The organism is Ruegeria sp. N10 (assembly GCF_056531545.1).
Genome location: NZ_JBQFLY010000033.1, coordinates 1 through 23479 on the forward strand (window position 1 = coordinate 1; position 23479 = coordinate 23479).

A 23479-nucleotide genomic window follows, 5' to 3' on the forward strand; every position below is an offset into this window, starting at 1 on the left:
CGATCAGTGGCGGAGCTACGCACTTGACATGACCGCGTGATCGTATCCGCATCAGACTTTTGCAATCAGTGCAGAATAAGTTGGCAATCCCCATGATACGTCTGATCCTCGAGATCGGCGTCGAGACCTGCATGGTCGAAATCGCAGCTTATATCGAAGAGGATTTCCGCCGTTGGCCCTCGTTTGACAAAACCCCGCGCGTTGCGTCCCATTCCGATGAGGGAGTGATTGAGCTGATGCCGACGTCCGACGCATCGATTACGGTTTCAAGTATGTGAACGGCCACCCGAAGAACATGAAAGGCGGGATGCAAACGGTCACCGCTTTTGGACTGATGGCCTCGGTTGATACCGGTTATCCGGTCTTGCTGACTGAAATGACGATCCTGACCGCAATGCGCACCGCTGCTACCTCTGCCGTCGCGACCAAATACCTTGCCCGCAAGGACTCCAAGACACTGGCAATGGTCGGCAATGGTGCGCAATCCGAGTTCCAGGCGTTGGCATTGAAATCCATTTGCGGGATAGAGAATCTGCGCCTTTACGACACAGATCCTGCTGCAACAGAGAAATGCATCGCAAACCTGCAAGCTGCAGGCATGAGCATCACCGCATGCACGACCCCGGAAGAAGCGGTGATGGGCGCGGATGTGATCACCACCTGTACCGCCGACAAGCAATATGCAACTATCCTGACCGACAATATGGTCGGCGCGGGCGTCCATATCAACGCCATCGGCGGCGACTGCCCTGGCAAGACTGAGCTGCACAAAGACATCCTGCTGCGCTCAGATATCTTCGTTGAATACCCGCCGCAGACCCGTATCGAAGGTGAAATCCAGCAGCTGGAAGACGACCATCCGGTCAGGGAACTGTGGCAGGTCATGACAGGTACCAGCGATGGCCGCACAGATGATCGTCAAATCACATTGTTTGACGGCGTCGGCTTTGCGATCGAGGATTTTTCCGCTCTGCGCTGGCTTCGTGACAAGATCGCGAAGACAGATAAATGGCAACATCTCGACATGATTGCAGACCCAGACGATCCACGCGACCTGTTTGGCATGATCGAACGCGAACGCGCCCGAAGCGCCTGAGGGAGTAGCCCATCACGCTTACCATTGAGCCTCTGCCTGATTCGAAGCGTCTTAATATCGACCGTGGCCTTGGCACATGATCGTGCCGGGGCAGGAAAGCCTTCCATAAGTCCAAGGTCGGCTATCCGTGCATTGTCGTCGCTCGTGCAGCCTGCAGCATTCGGCAAAAAGGGCTCTTCGCGGTCATTGGGTCAGTTGCAGCATTCTACCCATCGAGAACCACAAACCCAAACAGGGACGGCCCTCACCGGACATTGGCTAGATCGAGCGTCGCCGCAGGGCAGCTTCCCCAGACCTGCCGTTCGTGCATCGCGCAGCATTTCCGATAGGGCAATGACGGCAGAGCGGACAATGCAGCCGTTTGATCTATCGCTATTGGGCGGCTCGAAACATCGGAAACAGGGGTGGGGCTTGGTCGGCTTTGATTAGACCCATCTCTTGAAAACCATAGCGCTTATACAGCGATAGATTTGTAGGGTTTGTCGACTCTAAGTAAGCAGGTCTTCCATCTTCGTCACAGCGTTTGAGGCAGCATTCAAGCAAGGCGGACCCCAACCCTTTTCCTTGGCGAAATGGATCGACCGCAATAAAAGCTAAATGCCAGCAGTCCTCATCCGGATGATAATTGTCCATCTGCCCAAAGGTTTCGAACAACGCATTATGCTTTTCTGGTGAGACCGTCTGCTCAAAACAGGCGACAAGCCGTTCTTCATCGGGGTAAATGCCTGGCGGAAGCCAAAGTGCGCCAGCGGTGAAATCGTCGTTTCGAAACGCGCTGCCCTGTTCAAATGCACGCCCTCCAAAGAAGTCCATTACTCGCGGGAAGTGGGTAAGGAAATCGGCAGGTTCAGGATACAGCCAACGCATGAATGGGTCCGCAGAAAATCCAAGAGCAAGTCCGCTTAACAAACTTTCTGCTTCACTTCGGGTTGATGATCTAAACATGGAATTACCTTTGGTCGTTCCACCTCGATTTTCAAGTTTTAGCATGAGGGCCGCAAACACTTGTTGTCAAACGCGCAATTTATTTTCCTGCTTAAGCAACGAAGGATGACTGCTCCGGGCTCTCTGCCGACTTTCTCCGCGAATTGCCTCGAATGGTCGAGTGAGCCCACAGTTGCCCTTGCTCACCCTTTGCGCCCTTGCATGTGCAGCGCGTTGCGAACCGCTAGGTGCGGACATTCACCGCATGGTTCATAAACTCACAGATCGCGGACAAAGCCTCCGTTGGCAGCAAGCACATCTGCGACCAAATAGGATGGCGCTAGCAAGAAAGTTCCGTCCATGGAACTCTATGCGCTAGGACACGAAGCTCTTATTGTCGCTCACATGACGGATACGATACGACCTTCGCCAGAACTTGCAGCCATTGTTGAACGCTGGATCAAATCCTACGGCCGAGGTGATGGCGAAACCGTGGTGCATCTGTTCTCCGATGATGCCGCCTTGTCGTACTTTGGTTCGGCCCAAGGCGAGTCGTGGAGGGGCGATGCACTGCGTCGCGGTATGGAGCAGTATATCGGTGAAGTCCCACGCTTCCATTGGGATCCACAAGAAATTCGCGGATTTGAGTGCGGATCACTCGGGTGGGTGGAGTGGGAGGCAACAATCGACGGGATCGAAACCGGACAGTCCGCACGACTGCGCTCCACCGTCATTCTGAAGCTCGACAAGGGCTCTTGGAAGATCGTGCATGTTCACAATTCTATCCCCGTCAACAACGTCGAAGGATTCGGCTACGAGGCAAGGGGTTTTGAAGAGCTACTCGATGCCGCCCTCTCTACACCATACGAACTCGGCCAAAGCGGCATAGCGACCATCATGTTCACGGATATCGCTGACAGTACGACAATTGCTCAAGCGATAGGCGATTCACTTTGGAGCGAGGCCGTTGGTAGACATCTACGACTGGTCGTGACCCAGATCGTCGAAAGTGGTGGGCGCTTGGTGAAGTCACTGGGTGACGGCGTGATGTCGTCCTTCGCCTCCGCAAGGGCAGCCCTGTTGGCGGCTCAGAACATCCAACAGAAAAACTCAGCTGAACCGAAAGAGCCAAAATTACAAATCCGCATTGGCCTGCATACCGGCGAAGTGATTACTTCTGATGCCGATCACTTTGGGACCGTAGTCAACAAGGCCGCACGGATCGCGGCCCTCGCCGCACCCAGTGATATCCTCGTCTCGGATGCGACTCGGATCATGGTGGGCGGATCACCGGAGTTTCCGTTTGCCGACCAGATAACAGTTCCGCTCAAAGGGCTGGACGGTGAACATACAATTTTTAAGCTGAACTGGCGTTAAGCCCTTCGATAAAACGGGACCGCGTGGCGAAGTCCGCTTAAGGGCCTGGACGACCGCTCCGGCCAAGCAGCGGCCATTCGCCACCGCTGCTTCCGACTTCTAATAAGCGGGACGAATCTGCCACACAGGCCGGAGATTCCAATGTCCGGTCTCAATTCAGCGCTGCTGTCAGGCCCGTGTCATGAAACGGCTCGCAGAGGAGCCCTTCCCAGTTTTTCTACCAGAAAGTCGGCCGCGAGTGCCACGTGCGCTTCGCAGGTGTTCGATTGGTGAACGGATATCACCACCTCGTGCAGCGAGGGCAAACCTGCCTGTCCGTCAATGATCCTGAGAACAGGTGGTATGACAGAGGCCTCCATCACGGAAACCGACGATCCGTCAAGAAGGGCTTTCTCGATCAACCCTATGCTGCGCGTGGAATATGCAATGCGCCATTGGCGGTCGATGCGCTTCAATACGTCTAAGGCGATTTCCCTGCACACACAACCAGATGGGAAGAGAACGAGCGAAAGAGGTTGATCGTGATCGTCAATGAAATTGGGAGAGGCAACCCAATGAAGCGGTTCATGCCTCGCGACCTGTCCAGCGACCGCATCTGGACGATGCGTCGCAACGACCACATCCAGATGTCCCTTCGTCAATAAAAGCAGCAGATCGCAGGCATTGTCGCATGTCACCTCGAACTGCAATCGGGGATGCGCTTTCGCCAGAGCGGACAGAATCGGAGGCAGCAGGAAAGTCGCGTAGTCATCAGGCGCGCCGATCCTGATCAATCCTTCCGCCTCGGGGCGTTGCAGATGTGACAGCGCAGCATCGTTCGCGGCCAGAATGCGATTTGCATAGACCAGCAGCGCTTCGCCGGTCTGTGTGATCGACACGGACTGACGGCTCCGCTCAAAGAGGCATTTCTCCACGATGGTTTCAAGCCGTTTGATCTGAAGGCTGACAGCTGATTGCGTGCGCCCAATGGCCTTTGCAGCATGCGTGAAGTTTCGATGCGCCGCGACGGCGACGAAGGATCGCAGCAGGTCGATTTCGAGATCACGCTTCATGAAGTAAGATTTCCATATCTCATCACGCTTAGCAATATTATTCGTTTCCGAAATAATCAACGCAAGCCTACTGTCGCCGAAGGAGGCCCGCTCAATGCTTGGTTTGATCGCACAAACGATCTTCGTGGCAACACGCATATCACCGCCGCACAATTCGGCTTCAGGTTGTGACTGGCGTTCATCATCAGGCCCGAGAGGCCATGGCATAAAGAAGATAACGGACAAGGAAAATGCAAAGCATCGACATCAGCAAACTCAAGACACGAACAGGCACAGTGGAACGCGTATGGCAGATCGAGATTCAGGCGACACCTGAAGATGCGGACAAGATCATCGACAACGTGATGGAGGTCGATCCACTGATCTATGGCCGGTACAAGCGCAATGCATTTGTCAGCGCTATCGGCAGCGAGACTTACTTGCCGGAAGAAAACTCAACCAGTGCCGTGCATCTGGGAGCCGCCAATAAGGTTCAAACTTTCCCAAGCGTCCTTGTCGTTATTTCGGTCGAGCAGAAGCCCGAAACGCTTGGGCGCGTTCTGGATGCAATACGCGATGTGCATCATTACGAAGAGCCTTTGATTTTCATCAAGGATTGTTGGGCCAGCCGCGCCAGCTACGACCCGCATAATTCCAATCCCAATCGTTGGTGGAACCGCGACAAGGCAAACGCGGGAAACTGATTTCAGAACGATTGCTGTAGGTTGTCACTACCGATGGCTACCCACCCCTGGCAGTCGGTGGAATGGGCTCAAACTGGACCTGCGGCAACGCAGCGGGGCTCTTTTGAGCTCAGATGGCGGCAGCGCGGACAAACCGTGATTTCGCTGCGATTGAGGCAATGTCCCCAATATAGGCACGGGAACGGACGAAAGATCGCCCGCCCCGCCTTATAATCAATCGCCGGGTGTTGCAGCAGTACCCGCGAGGATGCCGCCATCAATCGTTAGTTCTGTTCCGGTCATGTAGGCCGCCTCGTCTGAAGCGAGCAGCACGGCAAGGGCTGCAACCTCTTTCGCTTCGCCAAACCGCCGCATGGGTGTGTCTGCCACCATTGCAGCTTCGCGTTCAGCCCTGTCCGGACCGTTGCCTAGCATTGGTTCCCACATCGGCGTCATGATTGCCGCTGGATGGATAGAGTTACACCGGATGTTCAGCCCTTGCGCGGCGCAGTAAAGCGCGACTGACTTCGTGTGGTTGCGTATAGCGGCTTTCGAGGCCGCGTAGGCAGCGGCCATCGGGATGCCGACGAGACCGGAACGGGATGAGATGTTCACGATGCTGCCTGCACCCTTCGCGCGCATAGCTCGGATCGCATAACGGCAGCCGAGAAATGTGCCATCGGTGTTCACCGTATGGACCTTCCGCCAGTCAGCCAAAGCAGCGTTTTCGGGATCATGAGCAGGTGGCGCACCGTCGAACGGCCCTTCAAACCCTGTGATACCAGCGTTGTTCACCAGAACGTCAAGGGCGGGAAAGCGTTCTGCAACCGTATTCCACGCCGCTTCGGAAGCCACATCAAGGCGCGCGAAAGTTGCACCGATCTGGTCGGCCATGGCCTGCCCGGTCTTAGCGTCGATATCTGTCAGGATGACGTCGGCACCTTCGTCGCGGAAGGCGCTTGCGATGGCGGCACCAATGCCGCGGGCACCCCCAGTTATGAGGGCTGTCTTTTTCTTTAATCTGGGCATGAAAGCTCCGTAAGGTATGAATTCGATGGAGTCCGAGCGTTGGTCGCCCGAGGCGCAGTTCCGCCTAGTAGGCGGGTTTCCGGGTTACCGGTGCCGTTTGTCCATCGTAGTTCTCTCCTCTTCTTCGGATAATTACATAATAGAAAGCGGCACCCCAATGATCAAGCTGATAGCAGCAGCCGTTCATAGACTTTGCAGCATCGTTCATTATGGGATCTTCGCGGTCATTGGGTCAGTTGCAGCATTCTACCCATCGAGAACCACAAACCCAAACAGGGACGGCCCTTACCAGCCTTTCACCGACAGGCCCGGATGCTGCGGTTGCAGCCCGCATTGCTGCCATTCGCTGCGTAAGCAATCCTCGCTGTAACCGCGTCGCCGGCTGTCAGGATCGGGCGTCCATCAGTAGCTTTCGCACAATCACGTCGATCCTCGTGTCTTGAAAAGAAAAAATCCCTGTCTGCTTCAGCGCCTCGCGGATCGAAGTTCTCTCGGACATTCTCTTCCAGATTGTGGTCGAGGCGTAAGGCGCCATTCGCGGTCTCGTGGCAACGCCCATCGTCATACCGTTCAGGTACCTGATCTGTTGGCGGTGTGCGGGAAAGAGGATCGACTCAGAGAGAAAGCCGTCCTCGCTATTTGCGCTTTCCAGCAGATAAATCCGATTTCCCCTGTAGGCCGCGAGTCCTGAATACCTGGTCTTCTGAACGATGCTTTCGTCGTCGCTCAGCGCACGCTCGAAAGTGTGTGACACGATGTAGCCGTCTTCTTCACGCAGCCAGATCAGCGTACGCATGATTCTGTCTTCCCAGGTGGGTGTCACGAAATGCCCATGGTAGAAGCCGAGGTAACGGCGGAGTGGCCCGGCCTGGTTCTGAAATATGCTGGAAAGAAGCCGCGCCGGCCCTTTTCTGATCGGGTTCTGCATGCGGGTGCGTTTTGCCGCAAAGGCCGCCGGGTCGGCCTCCAGATCCTCTTCGCTGACGTCAAAGTGCTGCGCGATGCGCCGCAGATTGTGGGCAGATGGCATGCCACTACCGTTCAGATAGCGATTGAACTGTTGCCGGTTCAGGCCAATGTCGCGGCAAACTTGGGCGATACTGCCGTAGTCCGCGCAAAGCGACCGCAGGTTATTTGAGAAATTTTCCGACATCCTGCAAGAACCTTCGCAATTGTTAACTGATATGCTTACACTTGCGTACATATGTGTAAAGTCGCTTACTTGGTATACAAATTAGTCCGCGCCACGATGTGCCTGCAAACTGCTTGTGGTGGGAAACGTGCTGGACGGTATCAACACAATTGAGAACGAATGGATCGTTCTGCCAGACGGACGGCGACTGGCCGCCCGGATCTGGCTTCCCGATGTTAAAGAACCCGCGCCGGCAATTCTTGAATACCTGCCCTACCGCAAACGTGACGGCACTGCGCCGCGCGATGAAACGACCCATCGGGTTTTCGCGGCGAATGGCTACGCCTGCGTGCGCGTCGACATCGCCGGGACGGGTGACAGCGAAGGCCGTTTTGACGATGAATACTCAGAGCAGGAATTGTCCGACGGCGAAGCTGTTTTGACATGGATTGCGGAACAGGATTGGTGCGACGGCAACATTGGCATGATCGGGATCAGCTGGGGCGGTTTCAACGGATTGCAGTTGGCCTATCGCTGTGCGCCCGAGTTAAAGGCCGTCGTCAGCATTGCCTCGACGACCGACCGGTATGCCGACGACATCCATTTCATGGGCGGCTGCTTGTTAAGCGACAACGCCAACTGGGCGGCGCAGATGTTCGCCTATCTGTCTCGACCTGCCGACCCTGGTTTGCGCGCTGACTGGCGCGAAGATTGGATCTCCCGGCTGGAGAGCTTGCCGGACCTTGCGGCGGACTGGCTGGCGCATCCGAACCGCGATGACTTCTGGAAACACGGATCTGTTTGCGAAAACTGGTCACGGATCGATGTCCCCGTTCTGGCGATCACCGGTTGGGCGGACGCCTACATCAACACACCGCTGACTTTGGTGGAAAACCTGAAATCACCGACCAAGGCCCTGATCGGACCGTGGGAGCATCGCTATCCGCATATCTCGAAGATCGAGGCCGCAGATGCCCACTCGGAGATCATCGGTTGGTTCGACCGTTGGCTTAAAGGCGAGCTTAACGGGGCCGAAACGCTGCCTGATTTCAGGACATTCGTGCAGGAGCATGACGATCCGTCCAGCAAAAACAAGCCGCGCAAAGGGCGGTGGATTGCTGAAGAAAACTGGCCGTCGAAAAATGTTCGAGATCGCTCGTACTATTTGGGCAACGGCGTCCTTGGCACCAATCCTGTATCCGGAACGATCGTCATCTCAAGCCCCGCAGACGTCGGGACCGCCAGCGGGTATTTCTGCCCGGGTATGCGGATCGACAACGAATTGCCCGGCGATCAGAGAGATGACGACGGGCAATCCATCTGTTTGGACCTTCAACTTCAGGCGCCGCTGGAAATCGTCGGACGTCCGCGTTTGAAACTGGCGTTCCGCATTGACCAGCCGGTTGCGCAAATTGTTGCGCGGCTGTGCGATGTAGCGCCCGATGGTACGTCGCAACGCATCACTTATCGACCGTTCAACCTGACGCACCACAACAGTCACGAGGCCCCAGAAGCTTTGGTGCCAGGCGAGCTCTACGATGTGGAGTTCGCGTTGAACGCCTGTGCGCATCAGTTGGCACCCGGACATCGCCTGCGATTGGCACTTTCAACCTCCTACTGGCCGATTGTCTGGCCTTCGCCCAAATCAGCCGCGATTGCGCTTGAGACCGAAGGTTGCGAACTGGTTATCCCCGAGCGCAGCGTCGGACTCGAACCCCAGCCCGCCAATCCGGGACCGCCTGACAGCTTTCCCGTGCTCAATGCGGATGTACTGCGCGAACCGTCGAGTTCGGTACAGCGAGGTACGGACGATAAGGGTCGCACGACGCTTGATACGTTCGATGATTTCGGCATGACGCGTGACCCCTATCATGGGCTTATTAGCGGCAGCGACGTCACCATGCACTATGCCATTCATCCAGAAGATCCCGCTTCTGCGAGGTTCAGTGCGAAATGGAACTTTCACTTCAAACGGGACGCATGGGAAGTTCGGATCGAAACCCGATCGCACATGTCCTGCGACGAGAGCAATTTCTACCTTCACCGCGAACTACGGGCCACCGAAGGGCCTGATCAAACCGAAGTCCTGACGAAGGAATGGTCGCGCACCGTTCCTCGCGGGCTTCTCTAACCATCCAAAGGGAGACGACTTATGAAAATCGAATGGATGAAGGCACCCACAGGGCGCCGCAACTTTCTGAAAGGGGCGACCGCACTCGGCGCGGCGGCCTCTCTACCGATGGGCTGGGCCGGGCGCGCATTCGCCCAGGGCGATGGTGTTTTGCGCGTGCGATCTTATGGTGACGCACCAAACATGGACCCTGCGCACAGCGTCGGCGTCGTGGAGGAAGAAATCCATGCCGCGATCTACAACAAGCTGATCCAGTACAAGCCTGGCTCCGAGTGGGGCTGGCAACTGGATGCCGCCACAATGATCGAACAGGTCGACCCGACCCACATCAAGTTCGCCCTGCGTGATGATATCGGCTTTACCAACGGCCATGGTGCGATGACCGCCGAGGACGTGAAGTTCAGCTTTGAACGCATCGTGGCGGACGCCACCGAAAGCCCGAACAAGCCGGATATGGGACCGCTCAGCCATGTCGACGTGACTGGCGAACGCGAAGGCACAATCGTTCTGAACGAACCTTTTGCGCCGCTCTGGTCGATTGCTTTGCCTTATATCACAGGCAACATCGTCTCGAAGGCTGCCGTCGAAGCGGCCGGCGGCCGTATCGGCTCTGATCCCGTCGCCGAAAGTGGCCCCTACCTGCGCGTAAGCTGGAGCCCCAAGGAAAAGACGGTGCTGCAGCGCAACCCCGATTGGAAAGGCGACGCACCAGCTTGGGATACGATCGAGATTTATCCGATCGACGACGAAAACACCGCCGAGATCGCCTTTGAGGCGGGCGAGCTTGACCTCACCCGGGTCTCTCTCGGCTCTGTGGCACGCTATCGCGATAGCGTCCCAAATGGCGGCACCCTCGTCGAGAACCCATCGCTATTCTACGTCTGGCTGGGGATGAACCTGGATCACCCGAAACTGCAGAACCAAAAGCTGCGCCAGGCCATTCAGCACGCCATCGATGTGCCGACGATCCTGGAGGCTTCCTACTTCGGGGCGGCCGAACCTTCGACCGGCATCATCGCGCCGGGTCTGGCGGGGAACCGGGCCGAAGGCATGGTGGCACCACAGGCCAATATCGAAAAGGCCATGGCGCTGCTGGCAGAGTCCGGTGAAACGAACGTCACGCTGTCGCTCGATATCCTGAACAAGACGACCTACACCACGATGGCGCAGGTCATTCAGGCGATGCTGGCACAGATCGGTATCACACTGGAAATCAATGTGCTTGAATCCGGCGCCTTCTGGGCCAGTGGAGACAACGAAGATTTGCAACTTGTTCTGAACCGCTTCTCGATGGCACCCGATCCGTCCTATGCGACGGCTTGGTTCACCACCGAACAAGCAGGCATCTGGAACTGGGAACGCTTCCGCAACGAAGAATTCGACAAGCTCCACGCGGCGGCATCGGCCGAGACAGACACAGCGAAACGGGCCGAGATGTACCAGCGCGCGCAGGACCTGATGGAAGAAAGCGGCGCCTATCGTTTCATCACTCATGAGGCGACGCCGATTGTGCATTCCTCGCGCGTGGTTCCTGCTCTGCGCCCGGATGGACTTTCGCTGCTCCGGTACTTCGGCAAGGCGTGACCTCCCCACGCCTGGACGTGCGGCTGCCTTCGGGTGGCCGCACGTAAACTCCCAGTTCGGGAAAGGAAAGATTTATGCTGAGCTTTGCCCTGAGGCGGTTCGCGCTGGCAGCGCTGATCCTGCTTGTGGCCGTAACTTTGATGTTCCTGATGATCCGCGCGGTGCCGGGCGATCCGGTGCAGATCATGCTGGGCCCCCGCGCGACGCCGGAATTGCAGGCGCGCCTGACGGCAGAGCTGGCGTTGGATCAGCCGATCTGGCGGCAACTGGTGATCTTCTACGGCAATATGCTGCAGGGTGATCTTGGCACGGATGTCTTCTCGGGCCGCTCGGTTACGCAGATCGTGTTCCAGCAGCTGCCCTTTACGCTGGAGCTGATCTTCGCCTCAATTATTTGGTCAGCCGCCTTGGGCATCGGCCTGGGGGCCTACGCGGCAGCCCACCCCAACACCTTGATTGACCGCTGTGTCGCGGTGTTGTCGGTCAGTTTTGTGGCCGCTCCAGCCTTTGTTGTGGCCTTGTTGTCGCTTTTGCTTTTCGCGGTTCAGCTTCAATGGTTTCCGGCTATTGGTGTGGGCGACGGATTCGTGGACAGGCTGGACCATCTGGTGCTGCCCGCTTTTGCCATCGGGCTTAGCTGGGTTGGATATATCGCGCGGCTCGTGCGTGCCTCAATGCTTGAAGTTCTGGGCGAAAACCACATCCGCACAGCGCGTGCCTTTGGACTGGCCGAACGGCGGATCGTCATGGTCTATGCCCTGCGGATCGCCATCCTGCCGGTTGTCACCGTCATCGGCGTGGGGATGGGGTTCCTGCTGAGTGCCGCCGTTTTTGCCGAAATCGTCTTTGCCCGCCCGGGCCTTGGCAAGCTGGTGATCGACAGCATCACAACACGCAACTACCCGATCGTGATGGGCTCAGTCCTGATTTCAACGGGCCTTTTCGTGGTCTCGACCTCCCTTGCTGACCTGATCAACGCCTGGCTGGACCCACGTGCGAGGACTTCGACATGACCGATGCTGCAATCGAAAAATCCCGCTCCGAACTTGGGATCATCCTTACTGGAGTTGCCAAGAACCCGCTTGGCCTGATGGGGTTGATCATCGTCGGTGCCATCGTCTTCAGCGCGATCTTCGCCGCATGGATCGTTCCCTACGACCCGATTGCAATGGACATTCAGGCCCGCATGCAGGGCCCGTCAGCCGCCCATTGGCTGGGCACCGATCAGTTGGGCCGCGACACCTTCAGCCGTGTCATCATGGGGGGGCAAGTGGCCCTCAAGGTCGCCCTGCCAGCCGTTTTTGGTGCCATGGTGATCGGCCTGACACTGGGCATGATCGCTGGCTACGGGCCCAAATGGCTCGACAACCTGTTAATGCTGCTCTTTGACACTATCCGGTCATTCCCGACCGTGATGTTCGCGCTGGCGGTTGTCGCGCTTGTCGGCCCCAGCCTACAAACGGTGGTCTTTGTGGTCATGGCGACCTCGATCCCGACCTATGGCCGGGTTGCGCGGACACAGACGCTGACCTTGCGCAACTCCGAGTTCATCCTGGCCGAACGCTCCATGGGGGCCAGCATGGCGCGCATTCTGGGTGTGCATATGCTGCCCAACATCATTGGTGTACTGGCTGTTCTGGCTGCCATGGACATCCCCACAGTGATCGCTCTTGAGGCTGGATTGTCGTTTCTCGGCCTTGGCGTGAAGCCACCAACTCCAAGTTGGGGGGCGCTGTTGAAAGACGGCTATGCACTGATTCGTCAAACACCCTGGCTGGTCGTCGGAGGCGGCCTGCCGATCATCATCGCAACCCTTGGCTTCACATTCCTGGGTGAGTCCCTGCGCGACGTTGTTGATCCCAAACTGAGGAAGAACCGATGACCGAGACATTACTGGAAATCGACCACCTCAGCGTCGACTATGAAACCGAGCGTGGCGATCTAAAGGCCCTGCGGGATATCACTTTCGATGTCCGCAAGGGCGAAATCGTGGGAATCGTCGGCGAAAGTGGCTGCGGGAAATCCACGCTGATTTCCTCGATCCTGCGGCTGACCGCGCCCAATACGCGGTTCCGTCAGGGCGCGGTGCGCTTCAAAGGGCAGGACCTTTTGAAAGCTAACGAGCGCCAAATGCGTGATCTGCGCGGTGACGATATATCTATCGTGTTCCAAGACCCGATGCAGACGCACAATCCGGTCCTGTCGGTGGGTCAGCAAATGATGGATATTCAGCACCGGTCGTCTGCAGGCAAGGCCGAGAAGCGCGCGAAGGCCGCGCAAATGCTGGGTGCAGTTGGCATTCCCGATCCGGAGGCCCGGCTGAACCAGTTCCCGCATGAATTTTCCGGCGGCATGCGCCAGCGGATCGCCATTGCCATGGCATTGATGTCAGAACCCGATCTCCTGATCGCCGACGAACCCACAACGGCGCTCGATGCGACGCTTGAAGTGCAGATCATCGAGCGGTTGCAAGAACTTCAGCGAGAGATGCACTGTGCCATTATGTTCATTTCGCACCATCTGGGTGTGATCGCCGAACTCTGTGATCGGGTGGTGGTGATGTATGCGGGTGCCGTTGTCGAAAGCGGCGATGTGCGCGAAATTTTCCACAACCCGAAGCACCCCTATACCCGCCGCCTGATCGAATGCGACCCGGGCCATATCAAGACCCGCGCCCGTGTCTTGCCGACGATCCCGGGCGAGGTTCCCGATCTCGCCAATCTCCCCGGCGGCTGCATTTTCCGCGATCGCTGCGATCAGGCGATGTCGAAATGCGCAGCAGACGTCCCTCCGCTCGAGAAGCTTGGCGAAGGTCATCTTGCCGCCTGTTGGCTGAACCAAGAGGAGGTCACAGCATGAGCCTTCTATCTGTCGATAATCTTCAAACCAGCTATGGTCCGGTTAATGTTCTGGCGGGAGTCAGTTTCGATGTGGCTCCGGGGGAAACCTATGCGCTGGTCGGCGAAAGTGGCTCGGGCAAGACCACGGTCATCCGCGCGATTGCCGGGCTGGCCCCGGCGCAGGGCGGTTCGGTCAAATACGACGGTCAGGAAATTCGCGGCTTGCCCGAGAAGCGTCTGCGCCCGCTGCGCAAGGACATCGCAATGATGTTTCAGGACCCGGTCGGCAGTCTGTCGCCGCGTCTGACCATCGGCAATCTGGTAACCGAACCCTATCGCATTCAAGGTATGAAAGACCGGGACCTGCAATCAGAGGCCAAACGACTGCTGAAGATGGTCAACCTGCCCGCACATTTTGCGAACCGCTATCCTTATCAACTGTCTGGCGGTCAGGCGCGCCGGGTCGGCGTGGCGCGGGCTCTTGCACTGGAACCCAAGTTGATCCTTGCCGACGAACCCACAGCAGGTTTGGACGTGTCCGTTCAGGGCGAACTCTTGAACCTTCTCAATGACCTGCGCGAACAGCTGGGGCTGGCGATGGTGATCATCACCCACAACCTCAGCGTTGTGCGTCACGTCGCCGACCGTATGGGGATCATGTATCTGGGGCGCCTGGTCGAGGAAGGAACGACCGAAGCCATTTTCGAAAATCCGCGCCACCCCTACACCCGCTGTCTTCTCAGCGCGAACCCCGAACCTGACCCCGACGCGCGGCTGGAACGGATTGCGCTTAAGGGGGAACCGCCAAGCCTACTGCGTCGTCCATCCGGTTGCGAGTTCCGCGAGCGTTGTCCTTTCGCGCAAGAGGTCTGCACTCAGACACCAAGCTGGGAGGTATCAGAGGGTCACGGCCTCCGCTGCCTTGCACCATTGACCTGACTGGGCTCCAATGCAGGCAACGCTTTACTTCAACGGCACCATCCTGACGATGGATGCGACCAACTCGGAGCCAGAGGCGGTGCTGACAGTTGGCGAAACGATCAAATCCGTCGGCGCTGAGGCTGCCTTGCGGGCGCAGATGCCCCAAGGCACGCGGCTTCATGACCTGCAAGGTCAGACACTTATCCCTGCTTTCATCGACCCACACGGGCACTTTCCTGACCCGGGCTTCATCGCCTTGTTCCGTGTCGATCTCGCCGCGCCTCCGCGTGGCAATTGCACAGACATGGGCGAAGCGCTGGAACGTCTGCGCGCCAAAGCCAGTGAGACGCCCAAAGGTGAATGGGTCATGGGCGTGCTGTTCGACAACACGGCGGTTGCGGAAGGCCGAATGCCGGCGCGGGCAGAATTGGACAGCGTGTCGACAGAACACCCGGTCTGGGTGCTGCACGCTTCAGGCCATAACGGTGTCGCGAATTCCGTCGCCCTCGCCCGGAGGGGCATCAGCCGCGATACGCCCGATCCTTTGGGTGGGCGCTTTGGCCGTGCTGAAGACGGGGAACTTACCGGTCTCATCGAGGGTCTTTCCGCTATGGGGGAAATGGGCGACACCGACTTCCTGATCGACCGCAAGAGATTCTGGGAAGGATTTGCGTCCTGTCGCGATGAATACCTTATGCATGGTGTGACTTACGCGCAGAACGCATGGACATCGCGCGTTATGTTGGACCATTTTGCGTCGCTCTCAAAAGACCAAGACCCCGGTATCGGCTTGATGCTGTTGCCCATCGGGGAGCTAGAACCGGACTTGTCGGAGACGCTGGAATGGCCAGGAAATCCCCATTTCACGCTTGGGCCGCGCAAGCTCTTCACCGATGGAGCCTTCCAGCTTCAAACAGCCTTTCTTTCGCAGCCATATCATCGGCCAATCGACCGGAGAAATCCCTGCGGCATGCCCTATGTTGCAGAAGAGGATCACCGCCGCGAAGTCAGAAAACTGCACAACCTCGGCCACCAGATACATTGCCATTGCAACGGCGATGCAGGGGCCGACATGTTTATAGATGCCGTGGCCGCCGCCCTGGATCACAACCCGCGCGCGGATCACCGACACACGATCATCCACGGGCAAACACTGCGCGACGATCAGCTGAAACGCATGGCGGATCTTGGTATAACCGTCAGTTTCTTCTCCGCCCATATTCATTTCTGGGGTGACCGGCATCACAGCACTTTCCTGGGGCCAGAGCGCGCCGACCGATTGTCTCCGGCCGCGTCGGCCGAGCGTTTTGGCGTCCGCTACACGCTTCACAACGACGCCTCCGTCACCCCCACAAGACCGCTTCATCTAGCCCATTGCGCCGTCAACCGAACCACATCAAGCGGACGGATATTAGGGGAGGACCAGAAGATTAGCGTCCTTTCTGCTTTACGGGCACAAACAATCGACGCTGCCTGGCAGGTATTCCAAGAGGACCGTCGAGGTTCGATCGAACCGGGCAAAGCCGCCGACCTTGCAGTGCTGTCGGACAATCCCATTGCAGTTCCAGACAACCTAGTGGATCTAAGCGTGGCGATGACGGTTCGCCGAGGCGAAGTGGTGTACGGTCCATGATCACTCGCCGGCATTCTGGCAGCCTTGCCAAAGCAAACTTCGAGTGCCGCATTCACTCGTGATTAAATCCCCCGTCAACGTCGGGTTGTCGTTGTGGGAGGGCATGGCGGATCGGAGGATCAGTCACGGAAACACCAAATCTACCTGCAATCCGCGCCCTGCGCCCTGCCTGGAACAAGGGCCGCATCGTCGGTCAGAAACGACCGCTGAAGCCAAAGCATGTCTGGGCGATCCGGGTTCGGCTTGAACTGGCCGAAAACCATCGCGACCTAGCATTGTTCAACATGGCGATCGACAGCAAGCTGCGCGGTTGTGACCTGGTGAAGATGAAAGTCGTCGATGTCATGGCATCTGGCCAGATCAAAGAACGGGCTTCCGTTTTGCAAAGCAAGACGCAGAAACCAGTGCGTTTCGAGATTTCGGAAGGCACAAGAGCCTCGGTCGAGAAGTGGATGGAGGATGAACTCATGATCGGCTCAGAGTACCTTTGGCCCGGCCGCTTCCATGAACGTCTTCATATCTCGACTCGCCAGTATGCACGGATCGTCCGCGATTGGGTCACTTCGATCGGATTAGAGGCGAGTGCCTACGGCACGCATTCGATGAGGCGGACAAAGGTGACCCAGATCTACAAGAAGACCGGCAACTTGCGGGCGGTTCAGCTTCTGCTTGGGCACCCCAAGATGGACAGCACTGTCCGGTACCTGGGCGTCGAACTTGAAGACGCGCTAGCAATCGCTGAGGCCATTGAAATCTAACAACTTCGGGCCGTCTTCGCTGGCGGCCCTTAGCCGACATTCTTCACAACCCGCCGCCGCATGCAGCGGTCGCCAAAGCGGCCATTAGCAACCAGATGCAGCATTTCTATCCAACCAATGCCTCGGCCGGTACGAAACGCTCTTTGGCCACATGTAAACAAAGGCATTCCGGTGCAATCCATGTTACCTTCCCACGGATAGTATTCTGGTAGCGGGTATTTGAGATGGGACGAGTGCGGCGAGGTTTGAGTGAAGGGCAGGCGCAAGCTTTAGAGGCAGCCTTCAAGGCAGCCAAAACCTACCGCGAGGAACTGCCAAATGGGCCGGCCCGGCCTGTCTTGGGACTTGGTGAAGCTGCCAGCCGCTTTTTGGGCCCTCTTCCTGAAACGGGGGTGCCGGAAAGTGAGGTAATCGGGGACATCGTGCAACTTTCTGAAGGCGGTCTGCACAAAATGGCGGGGCCGACCTTCTTCGGCTATGTCCTCGGCGCGTCGCATCCCGTCGGTGTAGCTGCCGACATTCTGGTATCAGCCTGGGGGCAGAACGCGGGCTCATCTTTTGAAACGCCCGCAATAACCGGAATGGAGCGCGCTGTTTGCAACTGGGTAATAGAGTTGCTGTCACTGCCGCCCGAAAGCTGAGCCGGTCTTGTGACCGGCGGCACAGTGGCAAACATGGTTGGCGTCATGGCCGCACGCAATGCGCTGCTGGCTGCCCAGGGGTGGAATGTTGAAGCTGACGGGCTGTTTTCGGCACCCGAGATTCCCGTTTTGATCGGGCAGGATGCGCATTCCGCCCCATTCGCTGCCCTGCGTTATGCTGGCTTTGGCGCGGGCCGGACAAACATCGTCGCGGCGGACGGCGAAGGGAGGATAAAGCCGGATGCGTTCCGGGCTGCCCTGGACAGCTGCAGCAGCCCGCCGCTTGTCATCCTGCAGGCAGGTCAAATAAACACCGGCGCCTTCGACCCGTTTGCCGAGCTCATCCCAATGGTGCGCGAGCGGAACGGCTGGGTTCATGTGGATGGTGCTTTCGGGCTCTGGCTCGCTGCTGTACCCGAACTGGCAAACCGGTTGGAGCGGGTTGCTGAAGCGGACAGTTGGGCGATTGACCTGCACAAGTGGCTTAATGCTCCATTCGATGCAGGCATGGTTATCGTGCGCGACCGGGCGCCGCTCGTTGCGTCAATGTCTGCCCGCGGCGCCTATCTCCCGGAAACAACAGAGCATTGGGAACCAAGTGATTCAACGCCGGAGCTATCCCGGCGTGCAAGAGGGGCATTGCCAGGTTGTTGAAGCGGTCTCGTCGTTGTAGCGCGCTGCCATGTTGAATCTGTGTGATCTTTCCCGCCTCAAAGGTTTTCGTTTCCCGCGCTCGGTCATTGGCTACGCGGTCTGGGCGTACCATCGGTTTGCACTCATCCTGCGTGATGTTGAGGATCTTTTGGCCTCTCGCGGGATCGCGGTTTCTTACGAAACTGTCCGGGACTGGGTGGCACGCTTTGGGGCTCAGTTTGCCGTAAAGGTCCGACGGGATCGACCGCGTCCTGCGGGCAAATGGCATCTCGATGAGGTCGTGGTGCCAATCTTGGGGCGTAAACACTGGCTCTGGCGCGCGGTTGATGCCAACGGTGACTTCTGGACGTTTTGATTCAATCCCGCCGGAACAAAGCTGCCGCAAAGCGCTTTTTCAGGAAACGGGATTGCCAACTTATTCTGCACTGATTGCAAAAGTCTGATGCGGGTACGATCACGCGGTCATGTCAAGTGCGTAGCTCCGCCACTGATCGAAGGCATCTAGAGCAGCAATGTTAGCACAGCTACGAGTAAGTTTCTCATGTAGGCTAGTCTTGTTTTATCAACTCCCTGAAGCGGGGATGGTCGCGGATCGCATCAAGATCCGGATCGACCGATAGCCATTGAAGCACGTCAGGTCCTGCATCTTTGGCAGTACGTTCGAGCACATTCAGAGCCAGATCCGTATCGCCCAAAAGCGAATAGACACAAGCAATGTTGAAACTACCACCGTCACTTCCGCCCCGTATTCGCAATGCGCGGTCCAACCATTCCCGCGCGCGGTCAAACTCGCCTCGCTGGGCGAGTATCGACGCGCCAAGTTCGAGCGGGTCAGGATTGTCAGGATACAGATCGGCGGCAATTTCTGCCCTGCGCAAGCCTAGATCGACATAATCCCTCCCTGTCTTCTTTTCACCTAACCTAGTCAGGATCATGTTAAGGAGTAGTGGTGAGCGGTAATCATCTGGCCGAATTTCAAGCGCGCGGATGAAGTGGAGTTTGGCTTTCTCAGTGTCTCCGGATGTCCAGCAGTAACGCGCGTAGTAGTAATGTGCCTCATAACACAACGGATCGACAGTAAGCGCATGTTCCATCGAAGCACGCGCTGCGCTTTCCTGTCCCGCTCCCAACAGGGCCTGCCCCTTGGCAGCATGCGCTTCGGCTAGGTTCGGTTCAAGTTCGATGGCCTTTTCGGCTGAGGCAAGTATCGCGTCGCGATCGATGCCTGCGCCCAACCAACTTGTTGACCAGGAGTCGCAGTCCGCGATGCCCGCATAGGCGCGCGCAAATGTGGGGTCGAGCTTTACAGCTTCCTCAAACATGGCGCGCGCGCGCGCCATGTAGTCATGCATCCGCAGATGGTAGAAGTGTCTGCCCTTCAGGTAGTAGCTATAGGCGTCGACATCGCGAGTTGGAGCCGCAGCGATGGAACGTTCTTCCGACACATTCAGCTCGATGCGCAACTGATCGACGATAGTTCGCGTGATTTCGTCCTGCACCTCGAAAATGTCTTCCAGGTCGCGGTCGTAACGGTCAGCCCAGACATGCCCCCCCGTCGTGCCGTCAATCAGCTGCGCCGTCACGCGCACGCGTTTGCCAGCGCGTCTCACACTGCCTTCAAGCAGGTATCGTACGCCCAGTTCGCGTGCTATCTGCGAGGAGTTGCCCGATTTGCCCTTGTAGGCAAACACAGCATTGCGCCCGACCACGAACAAGGCGGAAATCTTTGACAAATCCACGATCAGGTCTTCGGTGATCCCGTCGGCAAAATAGTCCTGTTCCCGGTCTTCGCTCAGATTTATCAGTGGCAGCACCGCAACTGATTTGTTGCGTTGCAGCGGTGCATCTGCTGGAAGTTCCTGTGCGCCGCTGCTGGCTAGATGAAACACCTGTAAAGGCTGATCGATGTTCTTTAAGATATGTTCCCCACCATCTTCGAAGCGAAGCCCTGAATCCACGCTGATCTGAGCACGCGTAGGCGCGCTCACAGCTATGCCACCGGGGCGTGCCAAAGATTCGATCCTGGCTGCAATATTGACGCCATCGCCGAAGACATCATCGCCATCATGAATGATGTCTCCGACATTAATGCCAATCCGGAACTCGATCCGCCTGTCGATGGGAATGTCGAGATTGCGGGTGCGCATACGAGATTGTATTTCGGCACCACAGGTTGCTGCGTTGACGACGCTCGGAAACTCGGCAATGAAGCCATCGCCGGTACTTTTGACGACCCGCCCGGCATGCTCCCTAACTTGGCCTTCGACTACATCGTCGAGGTGACTCTTCAAAGCCTGCAGCGTGGCAATCTCATTGGCCCGCATCAGGCGGCTAAAGCCAACCACGTCAGTTACCATGATTGCTGACAGCCGTCGTTCCACTTATGACTCCGATCAATTTCCTATGCTTGGCATCCATACAAAGCGGAGCCTAAATTGCAGAGCGCAATCGGTCCAGAACCAGAAGAAAAATGTCAGGAAAACCTTATTTGCACGGTCCCAATTGGGCTCAAAAGCCGACCTCGGTGGCGGTGCAGCCCGTCAGAGGAGACATTCGCTGTGTCAACGGCGGTGAGAAAGTCTGCCATTGGGCGGAGCAAAAGTCGTCCACTGTTTGGGTGACCGGCGCCTTGGCAAACGCGCTCCCAAATAGCTGGCGGTTGCCAAGGCGTCTTGGTCCGTCAGGACCAATCTCTTCTGTGCCTTAGGAGTTCTGCCGGGCCCTGCTCTGTGCCAGGCGATAGCTTTCTCTGTTCATCTCCAGAATGCTGACGTGGTGGGTCTGCCGGTCGAGCAAGGCACCAGTGAGGCGCTCCGATCCGAATGTTTTGGTCCATTCATCGAAGGGCAGGTTCGAGGTGTCAGGATCCAGCCGCGCTCATAGCGTTGGCTGATGACCTCGAACAGCAATTCCGCCCCGGTCTTTGACAACGACACAAAACCAAGTTCGTCGATGATCAGCAGGTCCTGTGCTGCCAGTTGTTTTTGCAGGCGTTGCAGGCGGCGGTCATCTAGTCCAGATTCAGTGCCAAGCCGGGTTATTCATTCCAGGGCATGCCAGCGAGGCAGTTATACGAGAGCAGTTGGTGTAGAATGGACCGATAACGAGGGGAACCATGGGTCTGAGGTGGTGAAATATTGAATGCCTGCTAGAGGCAGTATTGATTTAGAAAATCGGCGAAAGCTTTTTGGGTGTAAATGGGTGTAGAAGTGGGTTGACAAATGGGTGTAAATGGGTGTTGTTTTGGGTATGTTCAGAACTGACACACTGGTTATCACCTCAACAATCCTTGCCAGAATCTCGGAAATCGACGAGTTCAAAGGCGCCTGGCAAGCCCTTGGCACATTGGCGCCGGAACGGCTGGCGGCGCTGAGACGGGTCGCAACCATTGAGAGCATCGGTTCGTCCACCCGGATTGAGGGCAGCAAGCTTTCCGATCAGGAAGTCCAGCGGCTTCTGTCCAACCTGGAAATCAAAACCTTCGACACAAGGGATGAACAGGAAGTCGTCGGATACTCAGAAGTGATGGAAACGGTGTTCGAGGCGTGGGACCACATCACCATATCCGAAAACCACATCTTTCAGCTTCACCGGGACCTCCTGAAGCACAGCGAAAAGGATGAGCGCCATCGGGGGGCCTATAAAACCTCCTCCAACAGTGTCGCCGCGTTTGACGACACCGGCGCACAGATCGGGATTGTGTTTGAAACGGCGACACCGTTTGACACACCCCGGCTGATGACGGAACTCATCAGCTGGTACAGTGATGCCGTCCAGAAACGGGACATGCATCCTCTGATCGCGATCGGGATATTTGTCGTGGTGTTCCTGGAGATACATCCGTTTCAGGATGGGAACGGCAGGCTCAGCCGGGTCTTGACCACGCTGTTGCTGCTCAGGGCAGGGTACGCCTATGTGCCGTATAGCTCCCTCGAAAGCGTGATCGAGCAAAGCAAGGAAGGTTACTATCTGGCGCTGCGGCAAACCCAGGGCACAATCCGAAGCGCTGAGCCCGATTGGACGCCGTGGCTGGAGTTTTTCCTGAACGCCCTGCAAAAGCAAATGTTGCGCCTCAGGATCCGCGTTGAACGAGAAAAGCTGATGATGGGTGCCATGCCGGAACTGGCAGCGAAACTCTACGAACTGACGCGGGAACACGGGCGTCTGACAATGGCGGAGGCTGTAAAGCTTACAGGCGCCAACCGGAATACGCTCAAACAGCATTTTCGCGCGCTTGTGCATGACGGCCATCTGGAGCTTCACGGCCAGGCTCGGGGCGCCTGGTATTCGGTTCGGTAGCAACCGGCCTCAGAACCCCTGCGTCAGCATATCGATCGCCGACGTGATGTCCTCGAAACTGCTGTTCAGGTTGGTGACGGGTTCTCGCAGGATCGATCTGGGAACAGCCGCCATGAACTGCGTCACCATGACATATTCGGCGCCATCGATCGCGAATACCGGGTTCAGCCGCTTTGCCGGTATCGGCGCCTTACTTACAGCCATCAGGGGTACGACCATGCGCGTGTTCAGGGCATCGAGTAAATCTGCCTGGACATCGAGCAGAAGTGTATCGTTATCGGAGCCGGAATAGACGTCGAACTTTGCCATCAGAACTGGCGGTTCCGATCAAGCGGCAAGCCGTGTTTGTCGACAAACGCATTTGAGCTTTCGAGTGCTGCTGCATTCGCCGCCCGCCATTGTTCCTCACGTGCTTTGGTAACTGCTGCGCGCACACCTTCTTCCGCGGCGCGAGACAGATTCACATTCAGAGCCTTGGCATCCGACAGCAGATCGCTGTCGAGCGTCAGGTTTGTAGGTTTTCTGACCGGTGCAGGGGGCATGATGATCTCCTTAAGTAAGGAGATTATGCATAGAATCAATGTGCGTCAAGTATGCGCATGTCTGTTGCAACCAAGTAGAAATGTCACCGGCTGCGCAAAGTAGAAATGTCACCGGGATTGCCAACTTGCAGTCGCACCTGAGGCTGTTTAGCCGGTCTCCATGAATATACCAGCTGAGATGCCACGCCTGAAGGGCTACCGTTT

General features: G+C 57.1%; 20 protein-coding genes and 3 pseudogenes. 15 read left to right on the plus strand and 8 right to left on the minus strand.

Going from position 1 to position 23479, the window contains the following annotated elements; all coding sequences use genetic code 11:
- Positions 1 to 92: 92 nt before the first annotated feature.
- Positions 93 to 1096: pseudogene (locus ACR0JI_RS21120) on the plus strand (ornithine cyclodeaminase).
- Between the two features lie 372 nt (positions 1097 to 1468).
- Here ACR0JI_RS21120 and ACR0JI_RS21125 read toward each other — a convergent pair.
- Positions 1469 to 2086: a GNAT family N-acetyltransferase gene (locus tag ACR0JI_RS21125; protein WP_480478436.1), complete on the minus strand. Its 618-nt coding sequence runs from the start codon at positions 2084 to 2086 to the stop codon at positions 1469 to 1471.
- A gap of 294 nt (positions 2087 to 2380) precedes the next feature.
- On the opposite strand from ACR0JI_RS21125, the gene ACR0JI_RS21130 reads away from it, so the two are divergent.
- Entirely contained in the window at positions 2381 to 3397 is a 1017-nt protein-coding gene (locus tag ACR0JI_RS21130; protein ID WP_480496526.1) for a nuclear transport factor 2 family protein, read from the plus strand.
- 179 nt (positions 3398 to 3576) lie between these two features.
- Here ACR0JI_RS21130 and ACR0JI_RS21135 read toward each other — a convergent pair whose 3' ends face one another.
- Positions 3577 to 4449 (minus strand): LysR substrate-binding domain-containing protein, encoded by an 873-nt coding sequence (locus ACR0JI_RS21135; protein WP_480478635.1) that lies wholly within the window; start codon positions 4447 to 4449, stop codon positions 3577 to 3579.
- A 230-nt stretch (positions 4450 to 4679) separates the two neighbouring features.
- Here ACR0JI_RS21135 and ACR0JI_RS21140 point away from each other — a divergent pair, with 230 nt between their 5' ends.
- A complete protein-coding gene (locus tag ACR0JI_RS21140) occupies positions 4680 to 5132 on the plus strand; it encodes a hypothetical protein (protein WP_480496524.1) in 453 nt (150 codons plus the stop codon).
- 213 nt (positions 5133 to 5345) lie between these two features.
- Here ACR0JI_RS21140 and ACR0JI_RS21145 read toward each other — a convergent pair whose 3' ends face one another.
- A complete protein-coding gene (locus tag ACR0JI_RS21145) occupies positions 5346 to 6140 on the minus strand; it encodes an SDR family oxidoreductase (RefSeq protein WP_480478428.1) in 795 nt (264 codons plus the stop codon).
- Positions 6141 to 6525: 385 nt separating this feature from the next.
- Entirely contained in the window at positions 6526 to 7293 is a 768-nt protein-coding gene (locus ACR0JI_RS21150; RefSeq protein ID WP_480478426.1) for a helix-turn-helix transcriptional regulator, read from the minus strand.
- Positions 7294 to 7423: 130 nt separating this feature from the next.
- On the opposite strand from ACR0JI_RS21150, the gene ACR0JI_RS21155 reads away from it, so the two are divergent.
- The 11 genes and pseudogenes from ACR0JI_RS21155 to ACR0JI_RS21205 form a co-directional block, all read left to right on the plus strand.
- Entirely contained in the window at positions 7424 to 9403 is a 1980-nt protein-coding gene (locus tag ACR0JI_RS21155) for a CocE/NonD family hydrolase (RefSeq protein WP_480496528.1), read from the plus strand.
- Between the two features lie 21 nt (positions 9404 to 9424).
- Positions 9425 to 10987, plus strand: a complete 1563-nt coding sequence (locus ACR0JI_RS21160) for an ABC transporter substrate-binding protein (protein ID WP_480478424.1) — start codon at positions 9425 to 9427, stop codon at positions 10985 to 10987.
- Between the two features lie 74 nt (positions 10988 to 11061).
- Positions 11062 to 12000, plus strand: a complete 939-nt coding sequence (locus ACR0JI_RS21165) for an ABC transporter permease (protein WP_480478422.1) — start codon at positions 11062 to 11064, stop codon at positions 11998 to 12000.
- Between the two features lie 11 nt (positions 12001 to 12011).
- Positions 12012 to 12869: an ABC transporter permease gene (locus ACR0JI_RS21170; protein WP_480478651.1), complete on the plus strand. Its 858-nt coding sequence runs from the start codon at positions 12012 to 12014 to the stop codon at positions 12867 to 12869.
- A complete protein-coding gene (locus tag ACR0JI_RS21175) occupies positions 12866 to 13846 on the plus strand; it encodes an ABC transporter ATP-binding protein (RefSeq protein WP_480478419.1) in 981 nt (326 codons plus the stop codon). The genes ACR0JI_RS21170 and ACR0JI_RS21175 overlap by 4 nt, the downstream gene beginning before the upstream one ends.
- Positions 13843 to 14766, plus strand: coding sequence for an ABC transporter ATP-binding protein (locus ACR0JI_RS21180; protein WP_480478625.1), 924 nt, complete (start codon positions 13843 to 13845; stop codon positions 14764 to 14766). The genes ACR0JI_RS21175 and ACR0JI_RS21180 overlap by 4 nt, the downstream gene beginning before the upstream one ends.
- A 10-nt stretch (positions 14767 to 14776) precedes the next feature.
- A complete protein-coding gene (locus tag ACR0JI_RS21185; RefSeq protein WP_480478623.1) occupies positions 14777 to 16381 on the plus strand; it encodes an amidohydrolase in 1605 nt (534 codons plus the stop codon).
- A 110-nt stretch (positions 16382 to 16491) separates the two neighbouring features.
- Positions 16492 to 17139, plus strand: coding sequence for a tyrosine-type recombinase/integrase (locus ACR0JI_RS21190; RefSeq protein ID WP_480478649.1), 648 nt, complete (start codon positions 16492 to 16494; stop codon positions 17137 to 17139).
- A 224-nt stretch (positions 17140 to 17363) separates the two neighbouring features.
- Positions 17364 to 17780: a hypothetical protein gene (locus ACR0JI_RS21195; RefSeq protein WP_480478413.1), complete on the plus strand. Its 417-nt coding sequence runs from the start codon at positions 17364 to 17366 to the stop codon at positions 17778 to 17780.
- A 24-nt stretch (positions 17781 to 17804) separates the two neighbouring features.
- Positions 17805 to 18434 carry a pyridoxal phosphate-dependent decarboxylase family protein gene (locus ACR0JI_RS21200; protein ID WP_480880407.1) on the plus strand — a complete coding sequence of 210 codons (630 nt, stop codon included), beginning with the start codon at positions 17805 to 17807 and terminating at the stop codon, positions 18432 to 18434.
- Between the two features lie 28 nt (positions 18435 to 18462).
- Positions 18463 to 18836: pseudogene (locus ACR0JI_RS21205) on the plus strand (IS6 family transposase); the annotation flags it as partial.
- A gap of 146 nt (positions 18837 to 18982) precedes the next feature.
- On the opposite strand, the gene ACR0JI_RS21210 reads toward ACR0JI_RS21205, so the two are convergent.
- Together ACR0JI_RS21210 and ACR0JI_RS21215 are read right to left on the minus strand one after the other, a co-directional pair.
- Positions 18983 to 20815 (minus strand): TPR end-of-group domain-containing protein, encoded by a 1833-nt coding sequence (locus ACR0JI_RS21210; protein ID WP_480478409.1) that lies wholly within the window; start codon positions 20813 to 20815, stop codon positions 18983 to 18985.
- A 322-nt stretch (positions 20816 to 21137) separates the two neighbouring features.
- A pseudogene (locus ACR0JI_RS21215) lies at positions 21138 to 21445 on the minus strand (ATP-binding protein); the annotation flags it as partial.
- A 238-nt stretch (positions 21446 to 21683) separates the two neighbouring features.
- Between ACR0JI_RS21215 and ACR0JI_RS21220 the strand changes: the two are divergent.
- A complete protein-coding gene (locus ACR0JI_RS21220; protein WP_480496522.1) occupies positions 21684 to 22733 on the plus strand; it encodes a Fic family protein in 1050 nt (349 codons plus the stop codon).
- A gap of 9 nt (positions 22734 to 22742) precedes the next feature.
- On the opposite strand, the gene ACR0JI_RS21225 is transcribed toward ACR0JI_RS21220, so the two are convergent.
- Complete coding sequence (locus ACR0JI_RS21225; protein ID WP_480478405.1) at positions 22743 to 23042, minus strand: CcdB family protein; 300 nt, start codon at positions 23040 to 23042, stop codon at positions 22743 to 22745.
- Positions 23042 to 23275 carry a type II toxin-antitoxin system CcdA family antitoxin gene (locus ACR0JI_RS21230; RefSeq protein WP_480478403.1) on the minus strand — a complete coding sequence of 78 codons (234 nt, stop codon included), beginning with the start codon at positions 23273 to 23275 and terminating at the stop codon, positions 23042 to 23044. The genes ACR0JI_RS21225 and ACR0JI_RS21230 overlap by 1 nt, the downstream gene beginning before the upstream one ends.
- Positions 23276 to 23479: the final 204 nt, after the last annotated feature.

Bases quoted from the DNA above. Each gene is read 5' to 3' on its own strand.
- ACR0JI_RS21150 (WP_480478426.1), bottom strand. From the start codon at position 7,293: ATGTCGGAAAATTTCTCAAATAACCTGCGGTCGCTTTGCGCGGACTAC.
- ACR0JI_RS21180 (WP_480478625.1), top strand. From the start codon at position 13,843: ATGAGCCTTCTATCTGTCGATAATCTTCAAACCAGCTATGGTCCGGTT.
- ACR0JI_RS21145 (WP_480478428.1), bottom strand. From the start codon at position 6,140: ATGCCCAGATTAAAGAAAAAGACAGCCCTCATAACTGGGGGTGCCCGC.
- ACR0JI_RS21140 (WP_480496524.1), top strand. From the start codon at position 4,680: ATGCAAAGCATCGACATCAGCAAACTCAAGACACGAACAGGCACAGTG.
- ACR0JI_RS21130 (WP_480496526.1), top strand. From the start codon at position 2,381: ATGGAACTCTATGCGCTAGGACACGAAGCTCTTATTGTCGCTCACATG.
- ACR0JI_RS21225 (WP_480478405.1), bottom strand. From the start codon at position 23,042: ATGGCAAAGTTCGACGTCTATTCCGGCTCCGATAACGATACACTTCTG.
- ACR0JI_RS21230 (WP_480478403.1), bottom strand. From the start codon at position 23,275: ATGCCCCCTGCACCGGTCAGAAAACCTACAAACCTGACGCTCGACAGC.
- ACR0JI_RS21195 (WP_480478413.1), top strand. From the start codon at position 17,364: ATGGGACGAGTGCGGCGAGGTTTGAGTGAAGGGCAGGCGCAAGCTTTA.
- ACR0JI_RS21175 (WP_480478419.1), top strand. From the start codon at position 12,866: ATGACCGAGACATTACTGGAAATCGACCACCTCAGCGTCGACTATGAA.
- ACR0JI_RS21220 (WP_480496522.1), top strand. From the start codon at position 21,684: ATGTTCAGAACTGACACACTGGTTATCACCTCAACAATCCTTGCCAGA.
- ACR0JI_RS21135 (WP_480478635.1), bottom strand. From the start codon at position 4,449: ATGAAGCGTGATCTCGAAATCGACCTGCTGCGATCCTTCGTCGCCGTC.
- ACR0JI_RS21125 (WP_480478436.1), bottom strand. From the start codon at position 2,086: ATGCTAAAACTTGAAAATCGAGGTGGAACGACCAAAGGTAATTCCATG.
- ACR0JI_RS21165 (WP_480478422.1), top strand. From the start codon at position 11,062: ATGCTGAGCTTTGCCCTGAGGCGGTTCGCGCTGGCAGCGCTGATCCTG.
- ACR0JI_RS21185 (WP_480478623.1), top strand. From the start codon at position 14,777: ATGCAGGCAACGCTTTACTTCAACGGCACCATCCTGACGATGGATGCG.
- ACR0JI_RS21160 (WP_480478424.1), top strand. From the start codon at position 9,425: ATGAAAATCGAATGGATGAAGGCACCCACAGGGCGCCGCAACTTTCTG.